Origin of the sequence: Robertkochia flava, from assembly GCF_020166515.1 — a bacterium.
Taxonomy (GTDB): domain Bacteria; phylum Bacteroidota; class Bacteroidia; order Flavobacteriales; family Flavobacteriaceae; genus Robertkochia; species Robertkochia flava.
On the sequence record NZ_JAINZT010000005.1, the window covers coordinates 500,212 to 516,532 of the forward strand.

Consider the following 16,321-nt stretch of genomic DNA (forward strand, 5'->3'; position numbering starts at 1 on the left):
CTCTGTGTTTGCAAATACGAATTTAAGAACTAAAATAACGGAACGGCATAAAAAAACGCGATAATCTGGTTATCGCGTTTTTTATTTGGTTAAGCAGTAATCTATCATTCGGATTCTGCCGATTCTTCGTGTTTGGTGATCTTGATGGTAAGTTCATCCTTTTTCTTATCAAGATCCATTTTGATGCTGTCGCCCTCGGTGAGTTTGGCTGTGATGATCTCTTCGGCCAAAGCATCTTCGATGTATTTCTGAATTGCTCTTTTGAGCGGCCTTGCACCATACTGCTTGTCAAAACCTTTGTCGGCAATATAATCCTTGGCCTTATCCGTAAGCGACAGGTGGTACCCGAGGCCCTGGATGCGGCGGAAGAGTTTGTCCAACTCGATATCGATGATCTTGTGAATGTCTTCTCTTTCCAATGGATTGAACACTACTACATCGTCTATCCTGTTGAGGAACTCAGGGGCAAAGGCTTTTTTCAGGGCGTTTTCGATTACGCTCTTGGTATGGGAATCGGCCTGTGCTTTTTTGGCGGCGGTACCGAAACCTACGCCTTGTCCGAAGTCCTTTAACTGACGGGCTCCAATATTGGAGGTCATGATGATGATGGTGTTACGGAAATCGATCTTACGGCCAAGACTGTCTGTAAGATAACCGTCATCCAGTACCTGAAGCAGCATATTGAAAACATCAGGGTGTGCTTTTTCCACCTCATCCAGCAGGATCACAGAGTACGGTTTCCTTCTTACTTTTTCTGTAAGCTGACCACCTTCTTCGTAACCGACATATCCGGGAGGTGCACCGATCAATCGGGAAACGGCGAACTTCTCCATGTATTCACTCATATCGATACGTAACAGGGCGTCTTCGGAGTCAAATAACTGGGAAGCTAGTACCTTGGCCAGCTGGGTTTTACCCACTCCGGTTTGCCCAAGGAAAATGAAAGATCCTATGGGTTTATCCGGATCCTTAAGTCCTGCACGATTTCTTTGAATGGCTTTTACCACCTTGGCCACAGCCTCATCCTGGCCTATCACTTTTCCTTTAATAAGGTCCGGTAATTGCGCCAGTTTCGAACTTTCGGCCTGAGCGATCCTTGTTACGGGAACTCCACTCATCATGGAAACCACGTCGGCTACATTTTCATCGGTAACGGTTTCCCGGTGTAATTTGGATTCTTCTTCCCATTTTTCCTGGGCCGTCATCAGGTCTTTTTCAAGGCGCTTTTCATCATCCCTGAGTTTTGCAGCTTCCTCGTATTTCTGCTTTTTAACCACCGAATTCTTCAGTTCCTTAACCTGCTCCAATTGCTTTTCAAGCTCGAGGATCTGTTTGGGGACTTCCATATTGGTAATATGTACCCGGGAACCTGCCTCGTCAAGTGCGTCAATAGCCTTGTCCGGCAGAAAGCGATCGGTGAGGTACCTGTTGGTGAGCTTTACGCATGCCTCTACCGCCTGGGGGGTGTAGGTTACATTATGGTGCTCTTCGTATTTAGCCTTGATGTTGTTGAGGATTTCAATGGTTTCCTCCACAGAGGTAGGCTCCACGATCACCTTCTGAAATCTTCTTTCCAGGGCACCGTCCTTCTCGATATATTGCCTGTATTCGTCCAGGGTTGTGGCTCCGATACATTGGATCTCTCCTCTGGCCAGGGCGGGTTTGAACATGTTTGAAGCGTCCAGACTCCCTGTAGCGCCTCCGGCTCCGACAATGGTGTGTATCTCGTCAATGAAGAGAATGATGTCATCATTCTTTTCCAGTTCGTTCATTACCGCCTTCATGCGTTCCTCGAACTGTCCGCGGTACTTGGTTCCGGCCACAAGTGAGGCCAGGTCAAGTGTAACCACTCTTTTATTGTAAAGTATACGGGATACTTTTTTCTTAACGATCCTCAGGGCCAGTCCTTCGGCAATAGCACTTTTCCCCACTCCCGGTTCCCCGATAAGCAGTGGGTTGTTCTTCTTACGTCTGCTCAGGATCTGGGATACCCTCTCGATCTCTTTCTCCCGGCCCACCACGGGGTCGAGTTTGTCTTCTTCTGCCAGCTGGGTCAGGTCCCTTCCAAAGTTATCCAGAACGGGGGTTTTGGATTTCTTACTGCTCTTACTTCCCGATGAGGAAGAATTGCCAAAGGGGTTGTCTTTGGCATCATCACCGTCTGAAGGATCATCTGAAAATGATTCGGCCCTCGGGGCGTCTATGTAATCATCTTCGCTGGTGATCATCAGTTTGAACTGCTCTTTCACGTTGTCGTAGTCTACTTTTAACTTGTTGAGCAGTTTGGTAGTGGGGTCATTCTCATTTCTGAGGATGCACAACAACAGGTGTGCAGTATTTATAGAGGTGCTTTGAAAGAGCTTGGCTTCCAGGAATGTGGTCTTTAAGGCTCTTTCTGCCTGTCTGGTCAGATGAAGATTGCGTTTATCGTTAGTGTTGACCCCGGTACCTGAGTTGGCCGGGCTCAAGATCTCTACCTTACGTCTTAAGGTATCGAGGTCGATACTTAAGGCCGTAAGGATATCTATAGCTTTTCCGTTTCCATCACGTAAAAGCCCGAGCATAAGATGTTCTGTACCTATGAAGTCGTGCCCTAACCTGAGGGCTTCTTCCTTGCTATAGGCTATCACATCCTTAACTCTTGGTGAAAAATTGTCATCCATACGCTTATATCCTTTCTTCTAATCTTCTAATAAAAATAGTAAATCAACTACAACAAGGCAAAAACTATACCTTAATTCCAAACACTTTTAGCTAATAGACAAAAAAAAGTACCAAAAACAAAAAAATTAACACCCATTTTATCAACTGTGCGCAAGGGGCGGTTTGTTAATAAAAACGTTGAAAAACTCTGGGCTGAATTGATACCGGAGCTCATAAAATATGTATATTGGCACGATTGTAAACAAACCATAATTATAAACAATTTAATATGGCGGAAGGAGAAAAGCTGATCCCTATTAATATTGAAGACGAGATGAAATCGGCATACATCGATTATTCGATGTCGGTCATTGTGTCACGTGCACTGCCAGATGTTCGCGATGGTCTTAAGCCGGTTCACCGAAGGGTTTTATTCGGTATGCACGAACTGGGTGTGCGTTCAAACACTTCATATAAGAAATCTGCGAGAATTGTCGGGGAAGTGCTGGGTAAATACCACCCTCACGGAGACAGTTCGGTATACGATACCATGGTGCGTATGGCCCAGGACTGGAGCATGCGCTACATGCTGGTAGACGGGCAGGGTAACTTTGGATCTGTAGACGGCGACAGTCCCGCAGCAATGCGTTATACAGAAGCCAGGATGCGCAAGATCTCAGAAGACATGCTTGCGGATATTGATAAGGATACAGTAGATCACCAGCTTAACTTTGATGATACGCTTAAAGAGCCCAAGGTACTTCCTACCAGGGTTCCGGGGCTGTTGATCAACGGGGCTTCGGGAATCGCTGTGGGGATGGCTACCAATATGCCGCCACACAACCTGAGCGAAGTTGTTTCCGGAACCGTGGCCTATATCGATAATCACGAAATTGAGATCGATGAACTCATGGAGCATATTAAGGCTCCTGACTTTCCAACCGGCGGTATTATCTACGGATATGACGGGGTAAGAGAAGCCTTTAAAACCGGCCGTGGCCGAATCGTGATGCGCGGTAAGGCCCACACCGAAGAGGTTAACGGGCGGGAAGCCATTGTGGTTACTGAGATCCCTTACCAGGTAAATAAGGCGGATATGATCAAGAAGACCGCAGACCTGGTGAACGAAAAGAAAATAGAAGGAATTTCCAATATCCGGGACGAATCGGACCGAAAGGGGATGCGAATTGTTTATATCCTTAAACGCGACGCTATTCCTAATATCGTGCTGAACATGCTGTATAAGTATACGGCCCTGCAGTCGTCATTCAGTGTGAATAATATTGCACTGGTGAACGGTCGTCCTGAAATGCTCAACCTTAAAGACCTGATCCGTCACTTCGTAGATCACAGGCATGAGGTTGTGGTAAGAAGAACCGAATATGAACTAAAGAAGGCGGAAGAGCGGGCTCATATTCTTGAAGGACTCATCATCGCTTCCGATAATATTGATGAGGTAATTGCCCTTATCCGTGCATCGTCCAATGCCGATGAGGCACGCAACAAACTTATTGAGCGTTTTAAACTGACAGAAGTTCAGGCCAGGGCCATAGTAGAGATGCGTCTGCGTCAGCTTACCGGACTGGAGCAGGATAAGTTGCGTCAGGAGTATGAAGATATCATGAAGTTCATCGAGGACTGTAAAGATATCCTTGCGCGTAAGGAACGCCGTATGCAGATCATCAAGGATGAACTGGCTGAAGTTGATGCAAAATACGGAGACCCCAGAAGGTCTCAGATCGAATATGCCGGAGGCGACCTCAGTATCGAGGATATGATCCCTGATGAGCAGGTGGTGATCACCATTTCTCATGCCGGTTACATCAAGCGTACCCCACTTACAGAATACAAGACCCAGAACAGGGGCGGGGTAGGGCAAAAAGGCTCTGCTACCCGTACCGAAGATTTCCTGGAACACCTGTTCGTAGGAACCAATCACCAGTACATGTTGTTCTTTACCCAGAAAGGGAAGTGCTTCTGGATGCGGGTTTATGAAATTCCTGAAGGTAGTAAGACGTCCAAGGGAAGGGCCATTCAGAACCTGATCAATATTGAGCAGGACGATAAGGTGAAGGCCTTTATCTGTACCAAAGACCTGAAGGATGAGGAGTACATAAACAGCCATTATGTAATTATGGCCACCAAGAAAGGTGTGGTTAAGAAAACCTCTCTTGAGCAGTACTCCAGGCCACGAACCAATGGTATCAATGCGATCACCATTCGTGAGGATGATGAGCTGCTCGAAGCAAAACTAACCACCGGTAATAGTCAGATTATGCTGGCTGTTCGTACCGGAAAGGCGATCCGATTTGAAGAAAGCAAGATCAGGCCTATGGGAAGAAACGCTTCCGGAGTTCGGGGTATCACCATAGAACACGAAAATGATGAGGTCATCGGAATGTTGTCTATCAATAACATGGAAGAGAATGTGCTGGTTGTTTCGGAAAACGGGTATGGAAAGCGAACCTATCTCGACGATCCTGAAGATGGTGAGGCGGTGTATCGTATAACCAACAGAGGGGGGAAAGGTGTCAAAACCATGTCTATTACAGAAAAAACTGGTAACTTAGTGGCCATTAAAAGTGTGCTGGACAGCGATGACCTGATGATCATTACCAAAAAAGGTGTCGCCATCAGAATGGCAGTGGAAGACCTCAGAGTTATGGGTCGGGCTACCCAGGGGGTAAGACTGATCAATCTGAAGAACGACTCTATTGCGGCCGTTGCCAAGGTGGTAAAGAACGAAGATGACATCAATGACGTAAATGACATCGAGGTAATCGAAGATGGCACGGATATTGAACCAACCCAGAACGACACCGAAAAAGAAAATTAACTCTTAACACAAAAATTAATTTAATTAACAATGAAAAAGAGAATTCTATTAGCCTCTGCGGTACTTTTTACTACATTTTCGATGGCTCAGAAAAAGGAACTGAGAACAGCCGAAGATGCGTTGGAAGATGGAAATGTTGCTGAGGCCAAATCAACCTTGGATGCTTTAGCCGGGGGTGTAGATGGATTTGATGACAAGTACAAGGCTGAATATTATTTCCTGATGGGTAAAACTTATGCCGATATGGGAAAAAAGGGAATGGATCCAATTGATTCCTATACCCAGTCAGCTGAGTATTTTAATACTTTGATCGAATTTGAAAAAGGGTATAAGGATAAATATACCGAAGAAGCTCAGGAGATCATGGCGAATAACTCCAACGAGCTCGTTCAGGCAGCTGTAAAGGATAATGAGAATCAGAAGTTCGAGGAAGGTGCTGATAAACTTTACCTGGCCTACAAGCTTAGCGGAAATGAGGATTACCTTTATTATGCAGCTTCAGGAGCGGTAAACGCCGGAAAATACGAGAAGGCACTGCCATGGTATATCGAGCTTAAGGATAGCGGATATACCGGGGTAACTACTAATTATCTTGCTGACAACAAAGAGACCGGGGAGACTGAAAACATGGGTTCTAAGCAACAAATGGAACTGATGGTAAAAACCGGTCAGTATGAGAATCCAAGAGAGGAAGTTACCGAGAGCAGGTACCCTGAGATCGTGAAGAATATTGCGCTTATCTACAGTCAGCAGGGAGAGACCGAAAAGGCTATCGCGGCCATCCGGGAAGCTCAGGCAGAAAACCCTGAAGATGTAAACCTGCTTTTAACTGAAGCTAACCTTTACATTCAGCTCGATCAAAAGGACAAGTTCAAAGAAACCATGGAGCGCGCAGTTGCCATGGATCCTAATAACCCGGTATTATTCTATAACCTTGGAGTGATCTCTGCTGAGCAGGGAAATTCTGAGGATGCTATAAAATACTACCAGCGTTCTCTTGAACTGGATCCGAAAAGTGAGAACACTTACCTGAACATGGCTTCTACCATTCTTAACCAGGAAAGAGATCTTGTTGAGGAGATGAATGGCTTAGGGAACACCGCGGCTGATAACAAGCGCTACGACGAATTAAAGAAAGAGCGTGAGGATCTCTATAGAGAAGCGGTTCCATATCTTGAAAAACTTCTCGAGGTGAATCCAAATAATATTGATGCTACCCGTACGCTGATGAATATCTACGGTAACCTTGGAGATACTGAAAACTACAAGGCTATGAAAGAAAAATTAGCCAGCCTGGAGCAGTAATAAGCATCCACTATATAGCATAAATAAAGCACCGGGAAACCGGTGCTTTTTTTATGTTGTTTTGTTAGCGTTATTAAGAGAACTCAAAAGGCTGCCTGTTTTCAGATCACCTTTTTGATCACTCTGAGCTTATGGGTGTGCATATTCTTTTCAGCATTAAAGATCCCGCTGTGGTCTAAACGGTCAATCCGAACCTTACCGTGGGCATGGATAATGTAATTGTTTTCCATAATGATCCCTACATGGATGATCTCTCCTTCATCATTATCGAAGAAGGCAAGATCCCCTGGCTCGCTTTCTTCTATGAAGCTAAGGGCTTCTCCCTGGGTAGCCTGCTGTGCAGCCTCCCGAAGCAGTTTATATCCGTTTAGTTTGTACACCATCTGTGTAAAACCGGAGCAATCGATGCCGAACGGTGTTTTACCTCCCCATAAGAAAGGGGCATTCAGGTAGAGAAAAGCTGTTTTGACGAGGTCTTCTTTTGGGTGTTTCCCCGACTTAACAGCCCCGTCGTAATTAAATCCAAGGAGTTTTGCCGAACTGATCGTGCTCCCCATAGGTACAGGGAGCAGATCGTTCGTTGTTCCATATACAAATTCTACCAGGTCGGCAGATAAGGCTGCCGGTTCCTTGTCGAGACGTTTGTAGGTCTCTTCTTCAAGAAGCAGAAATTGCTTATTGTCTATCCATCCCTCATAACGGTCGAATGCAAGGCGTATACGGCTCCAGTGTTTGCGCATTTCCAGTACCTTGAAATGTTCTCCAAAAAGAACCTGTGAGGTCAGTTCGCTTTGATCATTGGGTTCATTACGCAAAGGAACGATACTTAAATTGCAGATCCCGTATTGCATTCAGTTAGTCTTGGGTGTTGAGGTTATTAATTTCTTTGGATGATCATGGCAGAGGCTCCTCCACCGCCGTTACATATTCCTGCAGCGCCTATTTTGGCATTGTTCTGTTTCAGTACATTCATCAGGGTGATCAGGATTCTTACGCCTGAACATCCCAGGGGATGCCCCAGAGAAACAGCGCCTCCGTTTACATTCACCTTGTCTTCGGGCAGATTCAGAATCTTCATGTTGGCCAGTGCAACTACAGAAAACGCTTCGTTCACCTCAAAATAGTCAACCTCATCCATACTTATATTTGCCTTGCCCAGTGCTTTGGGCAGTGCTTTGGCAGGTGCGGTGGTAAACCATTCCGGTTCCTGGGCCGCATCGGCATAACTCAGGATAGTGGCAAGAGGCGTAAGGCCTAATGCTTGAGCTTTAGCTTCACTCATCAATACCACAGCTCCGGCTCCGTCGTTTATGGTGGATGCATTTGCTGCAGTTACGGTACCGTCTTTACTGAAGGCGGGACGCAAGGCCGGAATCTTATCCAGTTTTACATTTTTAAACTCTTCATCTTCACTAACGATAACAGGTTCTCCACGGCGCTGAGGTACTTCAACCGGAACAACCTCATCATTGAATTTTCCTTCTTTCCAGGCCTTGGCAGAGCGCTCATAAGACTGGATGGCATAGGCATCCTGGTCTTCCCTTGAGAACTTGTATTCTGTGGCACATGCATCTGCACAAACCCCCATAGCATTCTGGTCATATACATCCACCAGTCCGTCTCTCTGTAGTCCGTCAACCAAGGTAGCAGGACCAAACTTTTGTCCGTTACGCATATGAACGTAATGCGGGATCAAACTCATGTTTTCCATACCTCCTGCAACAATAACTTCTGCATCTCCAAGGGCAATGGCCTGAGCTCCCTGCATTACGGCCTTCATGCCGCTGGAACACACTTTGTTCACTGTGGTACAGGGTACACTGTCGGGGATGCCTGCAAAGATGGCTGCCTGCCTGGCAGGGGCCTGGCCAACTCCGGCCTGAACCACATTTCCCATAAGTACTTCATCTACCTGATCAGGAGACAGGTTGATCTTTTCTAAGGCGCCTTTGATGGCAATAGCTCCGAGTTTTGGGGCCGGTATACTGGATAATGCTCCAAGAAAACTCCCGATTGGAGTTCTTGCAGCAGAAACGATTACTACTTTATTCATAAGATACTTTTTTTACTGTTGCGAATTTAGGTAATTTAATACGATAATCATAAGTAGGAAGGTCATTAATGCCAAAGGTAAGATGACTTATTTTTTTTACATTTGAATATCAATATCCCAATCCATGAAGCGTTTGCTCGATAAGCTTTATTCCAATCAATCCCTGATTTATAAGATCTTCTTGTTTATCCTGACTATTGTACTTATTGTATACTTTTTCCCAAAAGGAGGAAAGTTTAAGTACGATTTTCAGAAGGGAAAATTATGGCAGGAAGAAACCCTCTACGCCCCTTTTGATTTTCCAATATACAAAACCGAGGAAGAGGTAGAACAGGATCGGGAAAATATTACCAACAATCACCCGGATTATTTTCAATACGATGTGGAGGTCAGGGAAACTGTGGAAGCGGATTTTGAAGAGCGGTTCCCGACGTTTTTTCCTAAAGACAGCTTTACTACACGACAGTATGATAGGTTATACGAGGACGGTCAGGAGCTTTTGGCTGATATGTATTCTCTGGGGGTAGTTCGGTCTGAGGGGGACCGGAGCGACGATAAGGTGGTTAATGTGGTGCGCCAGAATGAGGAGAATACCGTGTTGTTCGGACAATTGCTGAAGATAAGCGAGCTGGAGACTTTTATTAATACCCACCTGGAGGAGAGGAAGGTCGAGGAATTATCTCCTGCATTTTACGGCCTGTTTTTCGATATCATCCGCCCGAATGTCTTTTTTGACGAGGCCCTCACCAATACTACCTTGCAGGCAAAATTATCCAGGGTAACCCGCACCCGGGGTAATGTGGATAAGGGCAAACGTATTATTGCTAAAGGAGAGGTAGTGGAAGGCGAAAAGTACAACATCCTTTCTTCCCTGAGAAGAGAGTACCAGTCGCAATTGTGGAATGAACGCAATTACAACTGGATCGTACTCGGTTATGTGCTCATCGTGGCGCTAACCCTTTTTATGCTGATGTTATTTCTTAAAAAGTACAGGCCGGAGGTCTATGAGAATAACAACAAGGTGACTTTCATTTTCTTCAATATTCTGGTGCTGATCTTTTTGACCACTGCCGTGGTTAAGTTCAATGTAGATTATGTGTATGTAGTGCCCTTGTGTATACTTCCGCTTATTTTAAAGGCGTTCTTTGATCCCCGACTTGGATTGTTCGTGCATGTGCTTACCGTATTACTGCTTGGGTTTATAGTCCCTAATAGTTTCGAGTATGTTTTCCTGCAAATTATTGCCGGGATCGTCACCATACAAACCATTTCGGAACTTCACAAACGGGTAAACCTGTTTATTTCGGTGGCTCAGATTACCCTGGTCTATATACTGGCCTATTTCGCCTTCCTGGTGATTCATGAAGGAAATCTCGATAATGCCACGCTCTTTACCTTTGCCAAATTCATTCTAAATGGATTGGCTACACTTGCTGCTTTTCCGTTGATCTATATTTATGAAAAGGTATTTTCTCTGGTGAGTGATGTCTCCCTGCTGGAATTAAGCGATACGAATTCCAAGCTTTTAAAGGAATTGTCTGACAAAGCTCCCGGGACATTTCATCATTCGCTTCAGGTAGCCAATCTGGCAGAGGCAGCAGCCAATGAGATCGGTGCCAATTCGATGCTGGTTAGGGTAGGGGCGTTGTATCACGATATTGGCAAGATGAACAATCCGATGTATTTCACCGAAAATCAGCGAACCAGCGTGAATCCGCATAATGAGCTGCTGCCCAAGGAAAGTGCCCGGGTGATCATCGATCATGTGCTGGAAGGCATTGAGATCGCCAAAAAGAACAAGCTTCCCGACCGGGTCATCGATTTTATCCGGACGCATCACGGCACCACCTTTGTGTATTATTTTTATAAGCAGGCCAAAGATGCCGGAAGTGATTTTAATCCCGACGATTTCAGGTATCCCGGCCCGATTCCTTTTTCCAGGGAAACTGCTATCCTGATGATGGCCGATTCGGTGGAGGCCGCGTCCAAGAGTTTAAAAAATCCGAATTTCTCGGTAATCGAGGAGTTTGTAGAGCGCATTGTGGATAAGCAGGTGGAAGAGGATCAGTTTATCAATGCGAATGTGACCTTTAAGGAAATCCGGACCATAAAAAAGGTGCTTAAGCACAAACTGAGCAATATTTATCATCTGCGGGTGGAATACCCCGAATAGTAAGTGCTTGTGCGGCAGAATGGAAGGGATTTATTTAAAAAATAATACACTAAAATGTTGCGTGAAAGGAGATGATAATATACCTTTGCAACCGCAATTTCAAATTGCAGGTTCTGATAAAAAACGGAATAGGAGAGGTGCCAGAGTGGTAATGGAGCAGATTGCTAATCTGTCAACGGGTAACCGTTGCCAGGGTTCGAATCCCTGTCTCTCCGCAAGATTCAGTAGATACTGACTCGGGGTGTAGCGTAGCCCGGTTATCGCGCCTGCTTTGGGAGCAGGAGGCCGCAGGTTCGAATCCTGCCACCCCGACCAGAAAAGCCGAACAACAGGATGTTGTTCGGCTTTTTTTATGCCCAAAAGCGTCAAGCGCTCCCGCTTGTAAGCTTGGGGCATAAAAAAGACCGTCAAGGCTTAGCCTTGATCGGCTTTTCTGAGGCTACCCTTCCATCAGGATCACTTACCGAAGGTGAGTGAATCCTGCACTTTAACTCCGGGCTTCATTTTGACCCTATGTGCTCCCGCTTGTAAGCTTGAGGCATAAAAAAGACCGTCAAGGCTTAGCCTTGATCGGCTTTTCTGAGGCTACCCTTCCATCAGGATCACTTACCGAAGGTGAGTGAATCCTGCACTTTAACTCCAGGCTTCATTTTGACCCTGTAAGCTCGCTTGCATAAGCAAAAGGGCATAAAAAAGGGCAGTACACCATTACGTGGTGCAGCACTTCAGAGACACTCCGCCAACGATCACAACCCCGACCCAGGTGGAAATCTGTATTATTTCAGTAGTATGGTCTGAAATCCCCCAAATGGAACTCCCTGCATGGCTTCCACAGGCAGGGATCCTCGGCAGCCGTAGACATTAATAACCTGCTTTTAACTCAACCTGTAATCTGATTTTTTGTCAGGGTTCTGCTTTTGCTTATTGAACTCCAAATCGTTTTAATCAAATAACTTCTGCCATACCAATTTTATTCGCTTTGCGTGCATGATGATTGGTTAATCGATGATATTGTTACGTATCGGTTTACCCGGATACACCCCTTCGAGAACCTTATCGTCCTTTACGATGATGGTTCCGTTAACGATAACATAAGGAATGCCAGTAGAGGGTAACCCTCCCTTTTCCATAGTGGCGTTATCCATCACTGTTTCCGGATTAAAAATAGTTATGTCGGCATCTTTTCCTTCCTGAATACGGCCCTTTGCAGCCATTTGCTCCACCCCATTTTCCTGCAAAAATTTAGCTTGCATGTAGCTCATTTTTGAAATGGCCAGGATGAGTGGCATTAATTTTTTTTCTCTGACTAAACGTAAAGCTTTAGCATGGGACCCTGCCCCACGCGGATGACCCTGTGTAGCCTCATATGGAGTTGACCAGTCGAGTGCCAATTCTCCTGTTTCTGAAATGGATAAAGGTGCTGCATCAGATTCAATCATAGTTCTCGGGTCGGCTAATGCCTCCAGCATTATTTTTTCTTCCACACCGCCAAAAATAACCGATGCTCCAGGCTGTGTTTTCAACAACTCCTCATAGCGTTCTTTGGTAAGTGGCTTCATAGTTGCAACCTCGATGATGTCCTCATAGCTTCTTCCCATATTGCGCTGATAATTATCGGGGGCCAAATAGTCTGCACCGGCTACAGTGGCGCCCTGCCAGTAGGGATAAATTGCCGCAACCGTATTTAATCCTTTCTTACTTGCGGCATCTAAAAGCTCAATGGCTGTTGGAGTATAACTTAAGGCCTGCTGATGGATATGACTTACATATAAACCGCCACCATAGGCAGCAACACTGGACACCATTTCCTGGGTTCCTAAGATACCTGTGGCCGGAGGCATCTGACTTGAAAATCTACCATGGAGTACCGTGCTAAGTCCGTATTTTCCCATTAGTTTTTGCCACATAATGGTTTCCCGACTGGTGGTGCCTTTAGTCATGTAACCTGGAACCGCTCCCAGCCCTAATGCTCCTTGTCGTATGCCGTTTTCAAGCATTCTTTCCATCTCGTCTATTTGCTCCGGCGTTGGAAGAAATTCGGTTAAGGACATATTGAAACCACTCTTATTATGAGGGTCGAAGGCATCCAATAGGATAGAAGCTGTGGATGTATTGTAATCAGGGTTTGCAAGAATTTCTCTTACTGATGCTGTAGATACAGCCGCACCGTAATTTGTTTGAGATTTACTATCTAGTTTTGCATACCAAGCATCTACGGGATAGGCACCTGCTTCCATGTCAAGTGGGGTAGTGACCCCATCCCGTAAACTTAATTTTTGACCAAAGGGGAAATCAGAAATATGACAATGTATATCGATAAACCCGGGAGAAACCACTAAGCCTTCCGCATTTATAGTTTCTTTTCCCGTAATTACTTCTTCAGTAATCACAGCAATCTTACCGTCTTTTAAACCAACATTCAAAATCTTGTCCAGCATGGTTTCAGGGTCCATAACACGGCCATTTAAAATAGCAATGTCGTATTCCTGCGCATGGACAGGGGTTATAAAGCTCAAAATAAACAGGAGGGCTCCTGTTATAATAACACATTTATTTTTCATAATCTTCGAATTGATAATTCATATTTACAGATGCTGTGTCAGCATCCTGTTATAATTTTTTCCGTCATTATAAACCGCAGGGAGGATGTGTTACCTGGAATGGGAGATTTTTAAATGATCGCGCTTTAATTCCATTAAGATCGAGTTCTGTTATTCGGTTTGTTCTTATACTGATCAGGCGGCCTTTAGAGGCAAATTTCGAAATGGAATAGAGGAAGGTGTAAACCTGTTAATAGCAGACCTTTTTGTGTCAAAAAGGTCTGTAATGGTATCATTTCCTATCTTCTCATTTTTTCAATTCACGAGCAGGCATTAATTTCAATGGCTATTTAATTTGCAGGAAGTTTTAATATTCAGGTAAGTTGTCTGGTATTAATCTTATTTAACACACTCTAAAGCATAGTCAACTCAAATGTTGAATACCTGCTGACGTTGAATGAAAAAGCAGCCAGGCAGCAACAGTATCGTCACAGAATCATATTCAAACTTCATTAAGTAAATATAGGTATTTTAAAATTCTGAATAAGTTTAGTTGAGGTGTAATAATTTGAAAAACAGGTGTTTGAGGTCGCGATGAGATGGTATCTTATCCTTAAATAGGTTTGAAATCTGATTAGGGTTAAGCTGCATATCAACAGATTAAAAAGAGTTAATCAACTTCCAAATACCTCAGCAAATAAGGAGTTTTAAAACTGTTTTCAATCACATAAAGTCATTTAAAAAGGCCCCGAAACTTGTGACCTGGGCAAATAAATGCATGTGCAATGCAGAAGGGGATGGCATTGTTAAAGCATGTTATGAAATTGTCAAAGGCAATACCGGGTTAGGGGAAGTAGTTTATACCCGAACAAAAAAAACTTTAGCAGGCGGCTGCAGACCATTTTGCTAAAGCTTTGGATTGTATTACTGTGGTAAATTTAAGTAAGTTGAGAATACGGCATAAAGCCCTTAAGAGTGAAGGATTAATATTAAGAATACCTGTCAGGACAGGGGTTATAAACTCTTGGTCTGACAGGTATTTTTATACTTCTTATAAAAAACAGCCCTTAGGTTTTACAAGAGGTAGGTGTTTTTTTAAGAGATTCCCAAAGCCTTATTCTTCTTTAGATCTTCCCGATACGCCCCACATGATGATACCGATAACGGACTGCTTCCGGTAGATTCACAGTATTTAATTATATCTTAAAGCTGTATATTTTGCCCGCCTGGGTTGGGGGTGACCCGGGGCCGGAGACCATTTATTTTTTCAGGGACAATATATACTCTGCAACGGCCAGTTTGGCCTCTTCCGGCAGGTAGTCCTGTGGCGGCATCTCCGGATAGTCTTCCCGAACGTTGAGCGGTTTGTTGATGTAATTCACAATTCCCTGAGGATTTCCGTGATAGATCGCCTGGATGATCTCGGTAGGCGGCCCTATCAATCTGTTGCCAAAAGAATGGCAACCTGCGCAAACGCCATAATACGTGAGTTCGCCCAGCTGTTCTTTCGAAACCGACCTCGCCGGTACCGGGGAAGGGGTCATCATGGTCTGAATTTCCTCAGTATCCGTAATTGGTGGTATGCCATAGTCATCCAGTCCGAAAGTACGGTATTTGTTTTTGTCGCGTATAGTGCTTCCGGTTCCTCCGCCATAGGCAAAAATATCCGGGCCCTTACTGTCCAGCTGGGTAAGCATTATAGCTTTTAATTCTCCAGTCGGGTCTTTTCCGTTGTCGAACATAATGTTATCGAGGATGATCACCCGGTCGGGGTTTCCTTCAGCACTGGGATCGTTGGCTTTGGGATCTCCGTTGGCAAGGTCTACTATCGTGATTCCTGCGTTGTTATTCCCGGTGATGATATTATTTTCAACAATAACATCGTCTGCAGCCATGATCAGAATTCCTGTTCCGGGAGGTATACCGGCTACAGTAGATCCCGGGGCTCCGAAATTCTCATGGTTGTTGTTGACCACAAAATTGTTCCTGAAAATGACGTCAAAGGTCGTTTTAATGGGCAAGCCCGGAGTAATAAAGGCCAGGAGACCTCCCGTATTGTCATGGACATAATTATTTTCCACCAGGCAATGCCTGGAATTTTCAATTTCGATCCCGGCAACACTATCAAACACTTCGTTGTGTCTGACATCCACATTATCACACATGCCTACATAAATAGCGGCATCGGCAATAATGCTCAGTACATTGTGCTCGATAAGGCCATTTTTTCCATATTGCGGAAAAATACCATATACTCCGGTGTCAATGATCCAGTTGTTGCGGATAACGAAATTGTTTCCTGCCTGTCCCATAATCCCGTTCCCCTTGTAATTGATGATCTTAAAGTTCTCTATGAGAATGCCATTCCCGGAATAGAGAAAGGCGTCGTTGATCTCCTTTTTTCCGTCCAGGGTTGGCCATTTTCCATCTATAACAATACCTTGTAAACTGATGTCGTCTTTGTCTATATATACATTTTCTGAATAGGTGCCCGGATAGACCCTGATCAAATCTCCAGGATTGGCCTGGCTCACGGCAGCTTGTATGGATTCCCCATCTTTTACTTCAATAATTTGGCCATTAAACTCTCTGGCCGCGGCCACCTGGAGGGTATCTGCTGATGTCCCCGCATTTCGATATTTGATGGTGGATGGAATGGGAATGGTAACTTCCTGTGGTACTGAGAAAAAAGATCTTCCTAAAAACACGCCTATTCCTAAAAGGAAGATGGCGCCAAGGATATTTGTTAATTTCGATTTCATAAAGTATGC

Annotated in this window: 8 protein-coding genes and 2 tRNA genes; 5 read left to right on the forward strand and 5 right to left on the reverse strand. The window is 44.7% G+C overall.

Annotated features, from left to right (window positions below; all coding sequences use genetic code 11):
- Positions 1–104 precede the first annotated feature (104 nt).
- Positions 105–2,663, reverse strand: coding sequence for an ATP-dependent Clp protease ATP-binding subunit (locus K7R11_RS08715; protein WP_224490146.1), 2,559 nt, complete (start codon positions 2,661–2,663; stop codon positions 105–107).
- A gap of 269 nt (positions 2,664–2,932) precedes the next feature.
- Here K7R11_RS08715 and gyrA point away from each other — a divergent pair, with 269 nt between their 5' ends.
- Complete coding sequence (gene gyrA / locus K7R11_RS08720; RefSeq protein ID WP_224490147.1) at positions 2,933–5,479, forward strand: DNA gyrase subunit A; 2,547 nt, start codon at positions 2,933–2,935, stop codon at positions 5,477–5,479.
- 30 nt (positions 5,480–5,509) lie between these two features.
- Positions 5,510–6,784: a tetratricopeptide repeat protein gene (locus K7R11_RS08725; protein ID WP_224490148.1), complete on the forward strand. Its 1,275-nt coding sequence runs from the start codon at positions 5,510–5,512 to the stop codon at positions 6,782–6,784.
- Positions 6,785–6,885: 101 nt separating this feature from the next.
- On the opposite strand, the gene K7R11_RS08730 is transcribed toward K7R11_RS08725, so the two are convergent.
- The gene (locus K7R11_RS08730; RefSeq protein WP_224490149.1) at positions 6,886–7,635 is read right to left on the reverse strand and encodes a C40 family peptidase; all 750 of its coding nucleotides are present in this window, start codon (positions 7,633–7,635) and stop codon (positions 6,886–6,888) included.
- Between the two features lie 26 nt (positions 7,636–7,661).
- A complete protein-coding gene (locus K7R11_RS08735; RefSeq protein WP_224490150.1) occupies positions 7,662–8,837 on the reverse strand; it encodes an acetyl-CoA C-acyltransferase in 1,176 nt (391 codons plus the stop codon).
- A gap of 124 nt (positions 8,838–8,961) precedes the next feature.
- Here K7R11_RS08735 and K7R11_RS08740 point away from each other — a divergent pair, with 124 nt between their 5' ends.
- From K7R11_RS08740 to K7R11_RS08750, 3 genes are all read left to right on the forward strand, one after another.
- On the forward strand, positions 8,962–11,010 hold the full coding sequence (locus K7R11_RS08740; protein ID WP_224490151.1) for an HD family phosphohydrolase: 2,049 nt from the start codon (positions 8,962–8,964) through the stop codon (positions 11,008–11,010).
- 131 nt (positions 11,011–11,141) lie between these two features.
- A tRNA-Ser gene (locus tag K7R11_RS08745) sits at positions 11,142–11,225 on the forward strand.
- Positions 11,226–11,247: 22 nt separating this feature from the next.
- Positions 11,248–11,325: transfer RNA gene (locus K7R11_RS08750), tRNA-Pro, on the forward strand.
- A 683-nt stretch (positions 11,326–12,008) separates the two neighbouring features.
- Here the strand turns inward: K7R11_RS08750 and K7R11_RS08755 are convergent.
- Entirely contained in the window at positions 12,009–13,571 is a 1,563-nt protein-coding gene (locus tag K7R11_RS08755; RefSeq protein WP_224490152.1) for an amidohydrolase family protein, read from the reverse strand.
- 1,238 nt (positions 13,572–14,809) lie between these two features.
- Positions 14,810–16,312 (reverse strand): parallel beta-helix domain-containing protein, encoded by a 1,503-nt coding sequence (locus tag K7R11_RS08760; RefSeq protein WP_224490153.1) that lies wholly within the window; start codon positions 16,310–16,312, stop codon positions 14,810–14,812.
- Positions 16,313–16,321: the final 9 nt, after the last annotated feature.